The organism is Enterobacter sp. PTB (assembly GCF_051130085.1).
GTDB classification, from domain to species: Bacteria; Pseudomonadota; Gammaproteobacteria; order Enterobacterales; family Enterobacteriaceae; genus Enterobacter; species Enterobacter ludwigii.
Map to the genome: position 1 here is coordinate 1 of NZ_JBDKEE010000025.1, position 16,655 is coordinate 16,655.

General features: G+C 46.7%; 17 protein-coding genes. 10 read left to right on the forward strand and 7 right to left on the reverse strand.

The genetic code is table 11. The features are described from left to right. Positions 1-67 precede the first annotated feature (67 nt). Both AAIR21_RS22360 and AAIR21_RS22365 read left to right on the forward strand, forming a co-directional pair. Complete coding sequence (locus tag AAIR21_RS22360; RefSeq protein WP_014170398.1) at positions 68-937, forward strand: aldo/keto reductase; 870 nt, start codon at positions 68-70, stop codon at positions 935-937. A 314-nt stretch (positions 938-1,251) separates the two neighbouring features. Continuing rightward, entirely contained in the window at positions 1,252-2,508 is a 1,257-nt protein-coding gene (locus AAIR21_RS22365; protein ID WP_020882422.1) for a mechanosensitive ion channel family protein, read from the forward strand. Positions 2,509-2,674: 166 nt separating this feature from the next. Here the strand turns inward: AAIR21_RS22365 and cspE are convergent, their stop codons facing one another. Then, complete coding sequence (cspE, locus tag AAIR21_RS22370; RefSeq protein ID WP_014170400.1) at positions 2,675-2,887, reverse strand: transcription antiterminator/RNA stability regulator CspE; 213 nt, start codon at positions 2,885-2,887, stop codon at positions 2,675-2,677. Positions 2,888-3,476: 589 nt separating this feature from the next. On the opposite strand from cspE, the gene AAIR21_RS22375 reads away from it, so the two are divergent. Continuing rightward, the gene (locus AAIR21_RS22375) at positions 3,477-4,082 is read left to right on the forward strand and encodes a transporter (protein ID WP_073397467.1); all 606 of its coding nucleotides are present in this window, start codon (positions 3,477-3,479) and stop codon (positions 4,080-4,082) included. 317 nt (positions 4,083-4,399) lie between these two features. Here AAIR21_RS22375 and AAIR21_RS22380 read toward each other — a convergent pair whose 3' ends face one another. Next, positions 4,400-4,933, reverse strand: a complete 534-nt coding sequence (locus AAIR21_RS22380) for a hypothetical protein (protein ID WP_025203966.1) — start codon at positions 4,931-4,933, stop codon at positions 4,400-4,402. A 254-nt stretch (positions 4,934-5,187) separates the two neighbouring features. Between AAIR21_RS22380 and AAIR21_RS22385 the strand changes: the two genes are divergently transcribed. The 4 genes from AAIR21_RS22385 (at position 5,188) to AAIR21_RS22400 (ending at position 9,307) form a co-directional block, all read left to right on the forward strand. Next, positions 5,188-5,853 carry a Crp/Fnr family transcriptional regulator gene (locus AAIR21_RS22385; protein ID WP_020882419.1) on the forward strand — a complete coding sequence of 222 codons (666 nt, stop codon included), beginning with the start codon at positions 5,188-5,190 and terminating at the stop codon, positions 5,851-5,853. Positions 5,854-6,157: 304 nt separating this feature from the next. Next, positions 6,158-7,123, forward strand: a complete 966-nt coding sequence (locus AAIR21_RS22390; RefSeq protein WP_044867516.1) for a nucleoside hydrolase — start codon at positions 6,158-6,160, stop codon at positions 7,121-7,123. Then, on the forward strand, positions 7,113-8,096 hold the full coding sequence (add, locus tag AAIR21_RS22395; RefSeq protein WP_040017659.1) for an adenosine deaminase: 984 nt from the start codon (positions 7,113-7,115) through the stop codon (positions 8,094-8,096). Before AAIR21_RS22390 ends, add begins: the two co-directional genes overlap by 11 nt. A gap of 62 nt (positions 8,097-8,158) precedes the next feature. Continuing rightward, positions 8,159-9,307 (forward strand): MFS transporter, encoded by a 1,149-nt coding sequence (locus tag AAIR21_RS22400; protein WP_040017661.1) that lies wholly within the window; start codon positions 8,159-8,161, stop codon positions 9,305-9,307. 181 nt (positions 9,308-9,488) lie between these two features. On the opposite strand, the gene AAIR21_RS22405 is transcribed toward AAIR21_RS22400, so the two are convergent. Next, positions 9,489-9,968 (reverse strand): MarR family winged helix-turn-helix transcriptional regulator, encoded by a 480-nt coding sequence (locus AAIR21_RS22405; RefSeq protein ID WP_025203961.1) that lies wholly within the window; start codon positions 9,966-9,968, stop codon positions 9,489-9,491. A gap of 140 nt (positions 9,969-10,108) precedes the next feature. Between AAIR21_RS22405 and AAIR21_RS22410 the strand changes: the two genes are divergently transcribed. Both AAIR21_RS22410 and AAIR21_RS22415 read left to right on the forward strand, forming a co-directional pair. After that, positions 10,109-10,930, forward strand: a complete 822-nt coding sequence (locus AAIR21_RS22410) for an alpha/beta fold hydrolase (protein WP_014170403.1) — start codon at positions 10,109-10,111, stop codon at positions 10,928-10,930. Between the two features lie 75 nt (positions 10,931-11,005). Continuing rightward, entirely contained in the window at positions 11,006-11,773 is a 768-nt protein-coding gene (locus tag AAIR21_RS22415; protein ID WP_020882412.1) for an alpha/beta fold hydrolase, read from the forward strand. Positions 11,774-11,879: 106 nt separating this feature from the next. On the opposite strand, the gene AAIR21_RS22420 is transcribed toward AAIR21_RS22415, so the two are convergent. Then, positions 11,880-12,821: an MBL fold metallo-hydrolase gene (locus AAIR21_RS22420; protein ID WP_073971023.1), complete on the reverse strand. Its 942-nt coding sequence runs from the start codon at positions 12,819-12,821 to the stop codon at positions 11,880-11,882. A gap of 174 nt (positions 12,822-12,995) precedes the next feature. Between AAIR21_RS22420 and AAIR21_RS22425 the strand changes: the two genes are divergently transcribed. Next, complete coding sequence (locus AAIR21_RS22425) at positions 12,996-13,892, forward strand: AraC family transcriptional regulator (RefSeq protein WP_183516284.1); 897 nt, start codon at positions 12,996-12,998, stop codon at positions 13,890-13,892. A gap of 39 nt (positions 13,893-13,931) precedes the next feature. On the opposite strand, the gene AAIR21_RS22430 is transcribed toward AAIR21_RS22425, so the two are convergent. The 3 genes from AAIR21_RS22430 to AAIR21_RS22440 form a co-directional block, all read right to left on the reverse strand. Further along, positions 13,932-15,137 carry an NAD(P)/FAD-dependent oxidoreductase gene (locus AAIR21_RS22430; protein ID WP_183516283.1) on the reverse strand — a complete coding sequence of 402 codons (1,206 nt, stop codon included), beginning with the start codon at positions 15,135-15,137 and terminating at the stop codon, positions 13,932-13,934. A 136-nt stretch (positions 15,138-15,273) separates the two neighbouring features. After that, a complete protein-coding gene (locus AAIR21_RS22435; RefSeq protein WP_183516282.1) occupies positions 15,274-16,026 on the reverse strand; it encodes a glucose 1-dehydrogenase in 753 nt (250 codons plus the stop codon). A 37-nt stretch (positions 16,027-16,063) separates the two neighbouring features. Next, a complete protein-coding gene (locus AAIR21_RS22440) occupies positions 16,064-16,411 on the reverse strand; it encodes a MerR family transcriptional regulator (RefSeq protein ID WP_020882407.1) in 348 nt (115 codons plus the stop codon). Positions 16,412-16,655: the final 244 nt, after the last annotated feature.

Genomic DNA, 16,655 nt, shown 5'->3' on the forward strand with positions numbered 1-16,655 from the left:
TACTGCCCTGGAACATAGATCTCACCGTCAATACGGCGCTCGCTTAACGCTTACGAGGGACTCTTCAGTGGAATATACAGTATTAAGCAACAACCTCAGAATGCCGATGGCGGGTTTTGGTGTTTTTCAGGTCACCGATAAAGAAGAATGTAAACAGTCAGTGCTGAGCGCCATTCGTACAGGCTATCGCCTCATTGATACCGCAGCAGTGTACGGCAATGAAGACGCCGTGGGCGATGCCGTTCGTGAAGCCATCGCTGAAGGTCTGTGTACCCGCGAGGAGTTATTTATTACCTCTAAGCTGTGGGTGCAGGACATGGCAAGCTACGAGACCGCCAAAGCCGGTATTGAGGCCTCGTTAAAAAAATCGGGATTAGACTATTTCGATCTCTACTTATTGCATCAGGCAATGCGCGATTATTTCAGCGCGTGGCGGGCTTTGGAAGATGCGTATGATGCCGGAAAGCTAAAAGCGATTGGCGTGTCTAATTTCTACGCCCACGTGCTCACCAATTTCTGTGAAACGGTCAGAATTAAGCCCATGGTAAATCAGGTGGAATTACACCCTTACTTTGCGCAATCTGACGCGCTTGAGACCATGAAATATTACAACGTTCAGCCAGAAGCCTGGGCACCACTTGGCGGCGGAAGGCACAAACCGTACGAAAATGAAATGCTCAAGGGGATTGCCGAAGCGCATCAAAAAACCATCGCTCAGATCATTCTGCGCTGGAATGTGCAACGTGGCGTTACCGTCATTCCTAAATCCACGCACCAGAACCGGATTGAAGAGAACCTGGCTATCTGGGACTTCTCCCTGAGCGATGCCGAAATGGCACAAATCAGTTCGCTCGACTTAGGCTATGTTGGCGATGCGGTTAAACACTTTAACCCTGAGTTTGTTCGCGGGTGTCTGGGTGTAAAAATCCACGACTAAGCGCGACGCGGCGTGCCACCCTCTTCCACTTCTGCAGAGAATGTAACGCCCCTCTCCCTGCTTCGGTACCGAACAGGGAGAGGATATATGTTTTAGCGATCCAAATGCTGAAGGTGGACATCGTCTGCTTTTATTGCCTGGAACGGTTCTGGAAATAAAGTTACCGACCGAAACAAAATAGGTCTGTGCGACTTAGGATTCAGGTCGTGGACTTGTCTGTACCGGATATGCCATTATATGATTTGGTTAAATCTTTGTATTTATCTTTTGAATAAGGTTAATACAAACTGGCATACTTATTCAGGCGATAAGCGATGGTGTACTTGGATTATTTATTAACATTTATAGAAAGCAATCCGGCTCTGGCCATTGGATTTAATCTTATTCTGTTGGTCATCTCAGGTTTCTTTGCGCACCTGATGTGCAAATTCCTGCTCATAAAAATCGTCCGTAAGGTCTTCTTTGCCAGCCATAAACAGGATGTCCCGCTGGAAAAAGATCGTCGCATAGCCGAAAAGCTGTCGAATTTCATTCCGGTTATTATCGTTTATTACGTCCTGCAGTTTATGCCCAATATGCCTGCATCGCTGGTGACGGCAATAAATACCATTTGTGGGATTTTATTCTTTATTTTTCTGTCGGTTTTCTTCAATGAGATGCTGGATATTGTCAACAGCTCATATTTACGCAAGACGAAGCGCAAAAATCACTCTATCAAAGGCTATATCCAGATAGGGAAAATATTTATTCACGTCATCGCCGCGATCATGATCCTTGCCGTCATGTCGAATAAATCCCCCGCGATTATTATTTCCAGCCTCGGGGCCGTGGCGGCCGTGCTGATGTTAGTCTTTCAGCATACCCTGCTTTCGCTCGTTGCCAATATCCAGCTTTCGTCAAATGACGTCCTGCAGTTGGGGGACTGGATTGAAATGCCCGATAAAAACCTGAGTGGCGAAGTGACCGACATTGCGCTGCACACCATTACTATCCGTAACTGGGATAACACGATCTCGCGTATCCCGACCAAAAACTTTCTGACCGAAACGTATACCAACTGGCAGGCCATGTTTTCGTCAGGCGCGCGCCGGATTATGCGCAGCACCACAATCGATCAGCACTCCGTTACATTTCTCACGCAGGAAACGCTGGCCCCGATGCTGGCCCTGCGCGGCACGAATGAACCGCTGGCAAAACTCATCGACGGACGTGATCCCATGGGCGTACCGGACAGTTGGTTTATGGATAATGGCCTGACAAATTTAACGCTCTTTCGGCACTACCTGATGGCCTGGCTCGCCGATCGGCCTGATATTATCAAAGATATGTATATTGTGGTGAGAACGCTGAAGCCTACGCCGTCGGGTATTCCCCTGGAAATTTATTGCTTTACCTCTTCCGTACTGTGGATGGAGTATGAGAATACTCAGTCAGCGATATTTGAATACATCACCGCTGTCGCCGGTCAATTCTCGCTCCGCTTATATCAGTATCCGGCAGGACATGATTTCTGGCGTTTATCACAGGAACACAGCCTTCGGGACCGCACCCCACCTCCGGGTGAAGGTTAAGCTTTTTTGAAAACAGGCCGGTCAAACGGAATAATAGACAGCCTATCACCATCCTGAAGCCATAAAAAAACCCGCACTCGGCGGGTTTTTTTATTATCGGTGAAGCTTAACTGCTCAGACTCGCGTCTTCATCGCTATCGTAAGGCTCACCGACAATGTGCGCGACTTACAGCGGAGAAACGTTACCCGCTGCTGGGCCTTTAGCGCCATTTTCAATGGTGAAGGACACTTTCTGGCCTTCATCAAGAGATTTGTAGCTGTCGCTCTGAATAGCAGAGAAGTGTACGAATACATCTTTGCTGCCGTCGTCAGGAGTGATAAAGCCAAAACCTTTATCAGAGTTAAACCATTTTACTAAACCAGTCATTTTATTAGACATAGATAATTCCTTATTTTTTGAGCCACTAAGCGCGGCGATGATGGCCTGTATTTAGAGAGTAACTTATTTGGCACTTAGGAGGAGGCTCACGAAGAAGAGTATCTATTGATAACACCTGAACTGAGGACTGCTTTACTAAACTGCTTTAATAAGGTCTGTATTCCAAACCGATGACGCTATTTAGGCACAGAAAAAAATTTTAAGCAAAGTTTTTATTTTTTATTATAACCACTTAAACACCCGGACGGCTGAATGGCTATGAAAATTAAGGCGCTGGAACAGCGTATTCACGCCCTGTTTAGCTAAAGCATACCGCCCCTTTTGAGGGTGGATACCCGTCTGACGATGGGTCATCGTATGCGCGTGACTGCTCAACCAGAGGCTGAACTCGTGTGGCATGGGATTACATCGCTCAGGCGACTTTCCACCTGGATTTCTGATGCAAGGCTGAAGTCTGAGGTGGAAAGGTAATGCGCCCTCGCTAAGTAGCTCAAAATGCTTAAAATTCATGCCTATAGCGCACAAAGTGAAATAGATTTTCGTTCGAAGCCACTTATCATAGGTGTTTTGAATGAAAGTGGTGGTGTTAATGTCTGTGCTCAAAAGCTTTTTCTTCTTTCTTTTCGCGTCAGCAGCCTGCTCTGTGCCCGTGATTTGCCTGTGGGCGGATATCTATTTATTTAACCTGGATATACCGGAGATATCGCTGACCGAAATTGTGCAGGAATCAGTTTTAGGGGGCATCGTATTTATACACTTCCTGCTGGCGAAGAAATGGGCATTCATGCGCTATTGCAACATCCTGATTGGCGGCTTTTTCCTCTCCATGCTGATTCGAGAACTGGATGCATTTTTCGATCTTCTGGCTCACGGAAGTTGGGTATGGTTTGCACTGCTTTCCGCCGTTTGTGCTTTGCTTTATCCCGTTATCCATTATCGTCTTACCCTTACACAACTCGCACACTATACCCGTACCCCGTGGTACGGCGTGATGCTCAGTGGTCTGTTGGCAGTCCTGGTCTTCTCCCGGCTGTTTGGAATGCACGGGTTATGGTACGCGATACTTGATCAAAGCTACGTCAGGGTGGTCAAAAATGTCGTGGAGGAAGGCAGCGAGTCATTCGGGTATATGCTCTGCCTTATAGCATCTGTAGGGTACTACTGCTCTTTCCGGTCGCTCCCCCGCCAGAAATGATTCTGGTATTTAGAGAGCACGATAAACACGCCAATCTTCCTGTGACGATGAGTTGAACGCCACAGGGAGAGCGGACTTCTATTCTCAAAAGCAAACGTTGTAGCGCCCAATATAATACGTTACTTCTCTCTTAACGCCATCCGCGTGCTCCGTGTTCAGGTAATGCCCTTATAAAGTGAAAAAGAATCAATAGTCGTTGAACAGATGAAGATAAAAAAACAACATCAAAAATCTCTTCTTCAGATTTTTAATGGTGAAGTCAATCTCCCTCGCAGCAAAAATTCACGTGATTATATGTGAATTCGCAGACTAACATCTTAACGCTCTATTAATTCGGCGAATCTTTCAAGAAATGCACTAAATGCCGCTTTCGGTAGCATCGGAACGACTTTAATTATAACCGATGGTGATATATCTCGCAGGGAAGGATAGTCTAATACCTTTTCCATACCCAGATCCCTCGCTTCAGTAGCGAGCATGATCCGATCAGCATGCTTAACTTCTGAGGCTTTACAGGAGGAAATATTAAATTTCACTCTGATCAATGACTCAATTTCTTTCTCAAGGTTTATATACTGCGGCATACATTTTTTTAAAGGAGAAGGGAAATCTTTTATGTAAGCCTCGGTGGCATCATGAAGAAGCCCTTCCAGAGCTAAATGCACTGGCGTTAAATAACTTACCAGAACGGAATGCTGAGCCACTGAATAGAAACTTTCGCATTGCCCACCAAAACGGCATTCATTTGACAAGCCCTTAGCGATATCAATTATATCTATATCATTTATACTGAGATTAAGAAAATCAATTTTCTTGCCGCTAAAAGTAACGATAGTGGTTGCTGAATGCATAAAACCGCCCCGAATAAAATAACTCTCAGACCATTTACCTTGAGTATAAAAAACGCTTTATCGAAAAAAAAGGACGCATGTCCTTTTTTCGAAAGGAGTTTTATTATAAGAGTTGATGACGATTTGAGAAAATGGTATAGATGCGCCAGAAATATCATCGCTGACAGGCTAACCTGGGGATGCCAGGCATATGACTTGAGATTATTTCATGCACAATCTATAATAATTCACAAACAAAGCGTTGAGTCACCTTTATGAAATCATTACAAATAGATTTATCACATTCTGACATTCTGAACTCTAAACTTAAATTCATTTTACCAGATGACATACTCAGCAGAGCTAAATTACTGATTTTTAATAAGGGAGAGATTTTACTCCACCAAGGAGATTCCCCATCGGGAGTTTACTGTTTAATTAAAGGTAAGGTACAAATAGAGCATTTATCTAAAGATGGTAAAGATATTACTTTTTGTATAGAAGAACCTCTCTCTGTGATTGGTGCCATTGAAATTTTCCAACATGATAGCACCAGCAGAAATCTGAGTACAGTAAAGATCCTTAAGACGTCAACGATAGTTTATTTTTCACTTAACTATATAAATACTATTGGATTAAATGAGCCAGTTTTTCTTCGTTTTCTTTGCCAACAACTTGCAAATAAATTATTCATCTCTTCTCAATTAAAAACCACTATGTGTTTAAGTTCATTACAGAGAGTGTCAAATTACCTCATGAATGAATATAATAAACATGGTTCCGTTATCAGGCTTGAGCGAAGAGAATTGGTCGCATCATTTCTTTCCATTTCGGTGAGACATCTCAATCGAGTTTTAGCAGAGTTACAAGAAAATCAAATCATAGAACTCAAGAATAAAACGATTATAGTGAAAGACAGTGAATTATTAAAGCCAGAGTAATCTGCAAATAACCTTCGCACCACATTCTACCACAGCCGCTTTCAACGCCATCGGAAGATGGTTCATTTATATGAAGCCTTTTTTAATCACAAGTTTTTTATTTTATAAAAGCACTAACCATATATAAAAACTATGGCACACGATTTTTTCACAAATATCTTAGCGAAGTTAGCGCTCAGAATACTAATCGTTATTGAAGCGAGACCGACTGGCATGTCCACTAAAAAGAGATAGATGTCCTTTTTTTTGGATGCATTGTTCGTCATCTTATCTCGTGACAAGCTTCCTTACTGAGAGAAATACTATGAGAAAATTACTTATTGATACTGATACCGCTTCTGATGACGCAGTCGCTATTGTGATGGCACTCAGAGAGCGTACCGTTAGGGTTGAAGCAATAACAGTAGTCGTTGGTAACTGTGAGATCGAACAGTGTGTTCAAAACGCATTAGTGAGTATTGAAAAAGCCGGAACATATGCTCCTCCTGTATTTTCCGGAATGACAAAGCCGCTTTTTAAAACCCACTTCACTTCTCACCATATTCATGGCAAAGATGGTATGGGTAATATGGAAAATCCCCCCACCACCCTAAAGTCGGAATCACTTCATGCGGTAGATGCGATTCTTCTTTATGCAGAAAAATTCAAAGGTGAACTTGAGATCGTTACCCTGGGACCTCTGACTAATCTGGCAATGGCAGTACTGAAGGAACCAACGCTTGCGAAAAAAATTAAACATGTTTATATCATGGGCGGTGCCGGCCTTACTTCGGGAAATATCACGCCTCTGGCTGAGTTCAATTTTTTTGTTGATGCGGAAGCCGCTAATATAGTGATGCAATCAGGGCTCCCTATGACAGTCGTTGGGTGGGAAATAGGCATGGGAGAAGCTTTCATTAATGAAGATGATATAGCATACCTCAATCAACTGAGCCCCTTGGGTCAGTTCGCCGTAAGATGCAACAAATCCTTGATGGAGTTTAATGCAGGCCGAACGGTACGCAAGGGTTTTGATTTGCCAGACCCCACCACCATGGCAGTAGCGCTTTTTCCTGATATTGTAGAGGAGGCGTTTTCCCGTTATTCCTGGGTGGAGTACAAATGTGAGTCATCGTATGGACATTATGTTATCGATGCGACAAACCTTACAGGGAAAGCACCTAATGCCAGAATTATACTTAAAATAAAAAGTGGTATGTTCAAAGAGAAATTATTCTCGTTACTCGCAGACTCCGCAATGATGTATAGAGGAACTTTAGATGCATTTTAATTCCCGAAGGATTCCGAAAATTGAGCTTCACGTTCATTTGGATACTTGTATTAGCTATCATTGCGCAAAAATGCTGATGCCTGCACTGAATCTTAAAGTATTTCAGTCGAATTTTATCGCACCGAGTCAATGTACTGACCTGGGAGATTTTTTAAGAAGAATTTCTCCGCAGCTGAGCTTATTACAAACCCACACTGCATTACGTCAGGCCGTCGAAGACATGTTTGATCAACTCCATGCTGATGGGGTAATTTATGCTGAGTTACGCTTTGCGCCACTCTTACATCTTAATCAATATCTTACGGCTGAAGAGGTCATTGAAACCGTCCTGGATGCCATGCAGATAAATAGCCATATTTTTGATATCAAAGCCAATTTAATATTATGTACACTGCGTCATTTTACGGCAGAACAGAGCCTTGAGACGGCAAGACTGGTGACAAAATACCTGCATTATGGGGTTGTCGCGCTTGACCTTGCAGCTGATGAAGCCCGCTATCCGCTGGATAACCATGTTGAGGCGTTTAATTATGTACGCCAGCATGGAGGCAACTGTATCGCACATGCAGGAGAGGCTAAGGATTTCGTCAGCGTAAATGAAACGCTTAATAAACTGAAAGTTTCTCGCATCGGACATGGCGTCAGAAGCATTGCTGACAGAGCGACACTAGATCGGTTGCTTGAAGAGCATATCCATCTGGAGATTTGCCCGGGTTGTAACATTGTCTGTAATATTTATCCTTCTATTGAAGAGCACCCTGTTAATGCGCTTTTTCGTGAAGGCATTTCATTAAGCATTAATACTGATGCCAGAACCGTTGCCAACACCTCACTGGATAAAGAATATCAACTATTACATCATGTTTTTGGATGGGACACAGAAGAATTTCTGGTTTGCAATATCAATGCTATTGACGCATGTTTTGCCTCGCTACCGCTGAAGAAACAACTCAAAGCCAATCTTACGGGGTGATAATCCCAGACATACATTTAAACAACAGGCATGAGCGCTCATTACATCGAATATGAAATAACATGACCACATTTTTGTATCTAATACTCTGTGCGATGTCTACCGCCGCCGGCACCGATATGGTTTTGCCTGCTATTCCACTTTTTGCTACAGTCTTTAATATCTCATCGGAGATATCACAAAGGATACTCTCCATATATGTAGCAGGTAATGCCTGTGGTTTATTACTATTTGGTAACCTGGCCGATCGCTTCAGCAAAATCAGGATGCTCTTCTTTGCGCTACTTTTATTTTCACTAACTTCTTTTGGTTGCGCGTATGCTCCAGAAATAACACTTCTTTTAATATTACGATTTATACAAGGGATGGCTTCTGCTGCAGCATCAGTTTTCATCCCTGGATTTATTAGAGGTTTGTTTCCTCATCGGAAGGCAGCCCGGGCAATTGGATTGTTAGGGAGCATACAGGCATTAGTTCCGGCGATAGCCCCTGTAGTAGGTACACTTATCCTGCAGTTCTTTAACTGGAGAATCACGTTTATCTCTCTGGGCGTACTGACGATGGCTTTAGCTGTAATGATAAGGTTTGCAAAGGGACCAGAACGAAACCCAGGCCAGCACACGCCTGGAACGTACGTACAATTATTGAAAAATGCTGTTTATCTTCGCTATGCATTGAGCCAGGCTTTGGCCGTTGGCGGTCTGATAACGTTCGTATTCGGAGCACCAAGCGTCATTATCCTTTCCATGGGCGGGAACCTGAATGACTTCATCCTTATGCAAATGTTGAACGTAGGAGGTTACATCATCGCCGCCAACATTTCTCCGGGATTGGCTGAACGTTTTAGCCATGAAAAAGTAATTCTTGCCGGCACGCTTATGGCATTGCTCAGCGCCTTCGCGCTATCGGGATATGGTTTCCTGAACGGAAGCCGGGCTTTTGTTATGACCATACTCTTTACGCCAATGGGTTTTGCGCTGGGGTTAAGGGGCCCCGTCGCCTTCTACAGGGGTATCGTTTCTGCAGGCAGTAATGATGCCAGAGGATCTGCGCTTATGATTTTCCTCACCTTCATAACGACTGCGCTGGGGTCACTCATAACTGGACATTTTATTACGGGTGGGCTCACCCCTCTTGCCATGTCAGTCACCGCCATGTTCTTACTGTCATTTTTGCTTTTTGTGTTATTGCCAAAACTGAACCGCCAGTGAATAAACAACAATGGGTAAGTCAATATTCTTTACAGCAGTGCATGAACGCTGTTGAAGAGTCGCTTCGGGGCGCAGCGGACATTGCACCCGCCCACCCCGGCAGTTAAAGCAAAGTAACTCCCCGGTACCTGTCTTGTCAGTCACCAGACGTACACTTATCAGGAACCCGAATCCGCCTCAATCAGGATAGGTCATCGGCGTCCGGTTTCTGCGCACGGTGGATCTTGTCACGGATCTTATCAACTGATGCTTTGATGTCAGCAATGATGTCGGCGTCCATCCCAAGGGTATCCACAATACAGCGCGTGATAGTGCTGGTCTCGCTTTTCAGCGCCTCACCCTTCTCCGTTAGGTGGATAAGCACTTCGCGCTCATCCTTCGGATTGCGTGTCCGGGTGATCAACCCCGCAGTCTCCAGCCGTTTCAGTAAAGGGGTCAGCGTGCTGGACTCAAGAAAAAGAATTCCACTCAGTTCCTTCACTGTTCGCCCATCCTGATTCCACAAGGTGACCATCACCAGATACTGGGGATAGGTCAGGCCAAGCTTATCGAGCATGGGACGATAGAGCTGGGTAAAAGCATGTCCCGCTGAGTAAAGAGAGAAACAGAGCATGCCGTGCACATCGGGCAGGGAATCCTCGGAAGTAGTGTGTTTAGTCATATGTCCTCCAGTCCCCCTAAAATAATTTGCATACGATTTAATTGCAAGCGATTGACAAAGGCAAAAAGGGCTGCCATATTCATTTGCACACAAACAAGTCGTACACAAACTAATAGCACAACACATGACAGGAGAACGAAATGACAACTTTCACCACCACAGACGGAACAGGCATTTTCTACAAAGACTGGGGTTCAGGTCAGCCTATCCTCTTCGCTCATGGATGGCCGTTATCGTCTGATGCCTGGGATCAGCAGATGCTGTTTTTCAGCCAGAAGGGTTTCCGGGTCATCGCACACGACCGTCGCAGCCACGGGCGTTCGGACCAGACTTTCCACGGTAACAATATGGATCAGTATGCGGACGATCTCGCTGAGCTGATTGAGGCGCTGGATCTGAAGGATCTGATTTTAGTGGGTCACTCAACAGGGGGCGGCGAAGTTGCACATTATATCGGTCGTCATGGTACCTCACGTGTGGCTAAAGTCGTTCTGGTCGGCGCTGTCCCTCCTCTGATGCTCCGGACGGATGCCAATCCTGACGGCACCCCGATGGAGGTGTTTGATGCCATCCGCGAAGGCACGGCCAAAAACCGCTCACAGTTTTACTTCGACCTGACGGTTCCGTTCTATGGCTTCAACCGTGACCATGTCCCCACCAATGACGGGTTGCGGGAAAACTTCCGCAGAATCGGCCTGCAGGGCGGTATTAAGGGGCAATATGACTGCATCCATGAGTTCTCTGAAGTCGATTACACACACGACCTGCAGCAGATTGATCGCCCTACCCTGATTATTCATGGCGACGACGACCAGATTGTCCCCATTAAGGCATCTGCACACCGCGCCGCTGAGATCGTCGCGAATGCGACGCTGACGATATATGCCGGTGGTTCACATGGACTGGCGGAGACAGAAGCCGATCGCTTTAACGCTGACGTACTGGCCTTTATTCGCAGCTAACAAGGTGGCCTGTTCCAGACAGGCCGCAACCATCATACGCATAGCCTTTAAACTGAATTGAAAAGAGGAACGATCATGTCCAAATTTGCTGCCTCCCTTGCCGTTGCCACCGTTTTGCTGTCTGCCAGCGCTATTGCAGAAACCGCTAAGCCGACTGTTGTCCTGGTTCATGGTGCCTTTGCCGACTCTTCTAGCTGGAATGGCGTTACCCAAATCCTGCAAAAGGACGGGTATAACGTCGTCGCTGCGGCGAATCCGCTGCGCAGTGTTTCGACTGATGCGGCTTACGTCTCTTCCGTGGTGAACAATATTAAGGGGCCGGTCGTCCTTGTCGGCCATTCCTATGGTGGCCAGGTCATTACGAACGCGGCCCGTGATACAAACAATGTGAAATCGCTGGTGTATGTCGCCGCATTTGCTCCGGATGCCGGTGAAGCGGCGGCCGACCTGGCCGGAAAATTCCCTGGCGGCACGCTTGGCCAGGCGCTCGCCGCACCGGTGAAGCTGGCTGATGGTAGCGTCGATCTCTCCATCGACCAGGCGAAGTTCCACCAGCAATTCGCACATGACGTTTCAGCTAAAGAGGCAGCGCTGATGGCCGCAGGGCAAAGACCGATTACCGAAGCGGCTTTAACTGAAAAGTCAGGTGCGCCTGCCTGGAAAAAACTGCCCTCTTACTTTATTTACGGTGACGGCGACAAGAATATCCCCGCCCAGGGTTTGCGATTCATGGCTGAACGCGCGGGCTCAAAACACACCGTGGTGATCAAGGGCGCATCCCATGTCGTGATGGTTTCTCATCCGCAGGACGTTGCCACACTTATTGAGGAAGCGGCGAAGTAAACATCGCTCTCCCCCCTGAACGCCATCCCTCGTCTGAGGGATGGCCGTATATGTAATGCCTCTTATGTTCCTGCCGGTATCCGTGAAAATGACATCAGCGGTATTCTTAATAATCCCAAGGACCCGGAATGCAACGGAACGTATCGCCGTCGACAGCAACATGGCAGACAGACGGGAATGAGAGATGAGTAGCGATCAATGACTCCCTGTTATCTGCCAGTTCCTGCAACAGACGAATGCGAATCTGTGCCGCTTCTTCGGGATAATGGTCGAAACCATTGAACCAGTCAGGATGTTCAAACCCAACCTGGAAAATAGCATCGCCGGCAAAGGTGAGTCGTTCCCCCTCAGAGGCCAGCCTTACCACGCTGTGTCCGGGAGTATGCCCGCCTGTACGAACAACACGCACGCCGGGTGCAACCTCGTATTCATCTTCGAATGTATGCAGTTGAGTCTGGTACGCTTGCAAAAATTGGGTAGCGGTTTGGCGCAGCGCTTCCGGGAAACCAGGCGGCATGGAAACCTGTGAAAAATCGGGGTCACGCCAAAATTCCACCTCAGCAGCAGCGACATGAATGCGAAGATCTGACCGCATGCGCGCTTTCACACCCTCAATAAGCAGCCCACCAACGTGATCCATATGCAGATGCGTGATAATCACATCCGTGACGCTGGCAAGATCTATCCCCGCTGACGCCAGGCGGTTAACCGTTCGCCCGGCGCGGGGTAAATCAGGGAAAGCCTCCCCCATCCCTGCATCAACCAGGATCGTCCGGTCACCGCTATGCACGAGAACCACATTTAATGCCCAGTCGAGAAAATCGGCAGGCAGAAACTTATCTTCAAACCAGTGGGTACGTTCGGAGGCCTCCGCGTTATGACCCAACATGGGTCCAGGTAATGACAACACGCCGTCACTGATCACCAGAACATCAATCTTACCGACCTGTAGTGCATAACGTGATGGCACCTTTTCATAAACGGCTTCCACATGCGAGGTACCATTAACAGGTGCTAACGACGCTGCATCATTCTTAGATATCGCCATATTTCCTCCGGACAACATAATTAATCGATTTAAGGGTATACACACCGTAGAAATGACTTTTTCCCCTCTGTTATTTCCCATCATCAAAAATAAACATGCAGACAGAACACAATGAAACAGGGTTAAAACATCGCTATACTCTTATGATGCCCACTGTTATTAACAGGTATACTCATGAAAAATCATGACATTCCTCTTGAAGATGCCGTTCATAAAATGGCTCAGGTATTAAAGAACCGACCTGAATTAGGCATCGACAGTGGAGATGCGCTGCAAATTCGCTGTTATCACTGGCCGCATGGGCCATTGCATGAAACTATCCCGCCACTCGATCAACATGTGATTATTGCTCACGTTGGACATATGCAGCGGGTTGAGCGAAAAACAGAAAATAAAATCGTCAAAAACACGATCCGGAAAGGCGCCATCACGACAATTCCTCAGGGAAGTACATCTCGCTGGGATATTGCTGGTCTTGTAGATGTTATGCATTTATATATTCCTGATAATATTTTCGCCGATCTTCTGAATCAAATGGAGATACCCACTGCAGAGTTAATCTTACGCACAGCGCATTTTGATGAGACGGCATCAAAAATTACGCTGGCCGTTGCGGAAATCATTTCGGACAATAACAAAATTAACCAACTGCTCTGCGAACACTTAACACTGTCATTAATATTACAGTTAATAAAAAACCACTCCAACACGCTGACAGCCGCAGGCCAGTCGCAAGGAGTATTGTCTTCGCGCGCATTAAAAATGGCGCTGGAAAAACTGGATAACAGCCCGATAGGTGATGTCACGATTAAATCACTGGCTCTTGAGCTGGGAGTTTCCTCAGCTCATTTCTGCCGTGCCTTTAAAAACAGTACCGGCTTAACCCCGTACGGGTGGCTTAAGCAGCGCGTAATGGAACGCGCTTTCCACGAGTTACAACACACCGATAAACTGATTACAGAAATTGCCATTGAAAGCGGCTATGGCTCGCAAAATGCATTTACCCAGGCCTTCAGAAAAATAACAGGCTTGACCCCCGGTCAATGGCGTGAAAAAAAGAACACGCGTTGATGCTGCCAGCCGCCAGGCAGCATCAATAGAGATACCCTGTTACGGAACAATAATATAATCAGGGTTAGCAACAGAAAACATTTTCTCTCTGTCGGGTTCTGGCGGATAAATCCACTGAGTATTAATTTCCTGCTTTATTTTTTTCGCTTCCATGCCCTGGTACATAACCTGATGATCCCAGCCTTCCGTGTAGACCGCCCCCCATTTGCCCAGATCAAGACAGGTAACATATTTTGGCTGGCTGTAAGGATGCAGCGGTAATCCCAGTATTTCTGCTGCCGCGTTATGACCGGCGACGCGCCCCAGGCTCATCGCATGCTGGCAGGACATGACGTTATAATTACCTTCATCATCCGTAGGGACTTTTACGGTATCGCCGGTAACGAAGATCCCCCTGGCGCCAGGTGCCCGCAGATACGCATCCCCTATAACACGACCCAGATTATCGTGGTCGCCCGGGATGAGCCCGGCTAACGCGCTGGCCCGCATTCCCGCCGTCCATATCACCGTTTTGCTGGGGATAAATTCATCGTCCGAAAGCATCACCCCCTCAGCGTTGATTGCGCGCACTCTGACGCCCGTTCGTACAGTCACGCCATTACTGGCCAGCGCCTGATTGATGATCTCACAGGCATCCTCGCCCATCGCCTGACCAATTTTGTTCGAACTGTCCACAATAATAACCTGCAAATGGCGCTCCGAACCCAAGAGGTCTCTGAGGCGTTCCGGCATTTCAGTGACGGTCTCAAGCCCGGTCAGGCCCCCACCGGCGACAACAACAGTATTTCGTGCGGCAGAATCAGGCTCTGAAGCTAACGACATGAGGTGTTGCTCCAGTTCATGAGCAGCATTCAATGAGTTCACGTCAAAACTGTATTCCGTGATCCCCGGCAGTTCCGGGTGAAATGCCTGGCTTCCGGTGGCCAGCACAAAACTGTCAAAATTAACTGAGGTTTCGCCACTCTCTTTTTTTACCGAGATAGTTTTATTTTCTGCATCAATATCGGTGACATAACCGGCAATATAGTGCACACCCGCAGCCTCAAGAACACGCAGAATAGAGGGTGCCATATTTTCCAGTACGGCTTCATACAATCTTGGACGAATGGTTAATGCGGGTTCCGGAGAAACCAAAAAAATCTCAATCCGATCATTTGCCTTTTCCATATGTACCAGCCTTGCTGCTGAAATGGCGGCCCACATACCTGCAAAACCCGAACCGGCAATAATAATACGTTTTTTCATAGCGATACCTGTTAACAGCGGATGATGAAAATGTCGTTACCGCACCAAGAGTAGTGAAAGTCAAACCTGCCTGCTCTAGCAAAATTGATGTGCTTTAATCAAATTTGATGTTTTTTTATCAGCGTTTCGCGCGCCGCTAAATTTGTCCCATCCCGCCATCGACAGACAGGTCGATACCCGAAATAAAACTGCTTTCATCCGATGCAAGAAACAGCGCTGCCGCGGCAACCTCGTCAGGCTTGCCTAATCGACCTAACGGAATACGACTTGCGATGCTGGCGTCAAAAATCTCGCGATCGCTCAGGGAAACGCCCATTTTACTGATAATCGGTGTGGCGACGGGTCCTGGGCTCAGGCAATTCACGCGGATCCCACGGCCTTTAAGGTCGGTCGTCCAGCTGCGGGCAAAAGATCGCAGCGCGGCTTTTGAGGCGGCATAGATATTGTGTCCATCGAACCCTTTATAATGCGCAATGGAGGACGTTAATATTATCGAGCCACCGTCGGACATTAACGGGAGGGCCTGTTGCACGGCGAAAAACGTCCCTTTTACGTTGATATCAAACTGCGTATTAAAATCATCTTCGGTGGAGGCCGGGAAATCGGAAAGCACAATAACGCCGGCATTTGCAAACATCACATCCAGCTTGCCGTACTTTTCGTTAATAATGCGAAAGAGGTTTTCATGGCTTCGTATGTCACCGTTATCGTGTTGTATTGACAGTGCATTATCGTCACCGAGTTCATTCATCGCCTGCTGCAGGGTTTCTGCATTCCTGCCAGTGATAATCACCTTTGCACCTTCTTCACTAAACCGTTTAGCCGTGGCCAGCCCGATACCGCTACTGCCTCCGGTAATTAACGCGACTTTATTGTCTAACTGTTTCATGATGATATTTCCTGTTATTACTGCTCAGACAGAGCGATCACTCGTAGGCGTGAATACGCGTGGCAAGTGTATTTCTGCGTTCATTAAGTAATTCGATAAGCGTGTCCAGTGCCCGAAGTTTTTCTCTGTGCTGCGCCAGACACTGGATAAAACGCGCATCATCCATGTCGCTTACCTGAGAAAACTTTTCCAGCTCTGCAATCTGTCGGGTACTGAACCCACATTTTAAAAGCGAGATTATCCATCTCACTTTCTCGACGTCTTTCGCGTCGTAATTCCGATAACCGTTGTCCAACCGCTGAGAAACAATCAGTCCTTTAGCTTCATAATGTCTTAGCACTCGGGTGCTGACGCCAGTGAGCGCCGCCAGTTCAGATGGTCGCATACCTTTCTCCTCGTCATAGATGCACTCTACAACATTGACACTAGTGTCAATGTAAAGAGCATAGCGTTAGCTGGAATGTAAGCAGATATTTCCTGAGACAGGAAAAATTAACTCCGCCAACGAAGATTGCAGCAATCTTGATTTTGCCTTGACCGTTTATTGATTAACGGTCGGGATAATCAGCCTGTTCAGACAGAACTGCCCGGCGCTGACAGCGCCCTCTGATGAGATTGCAAGGAGAAAC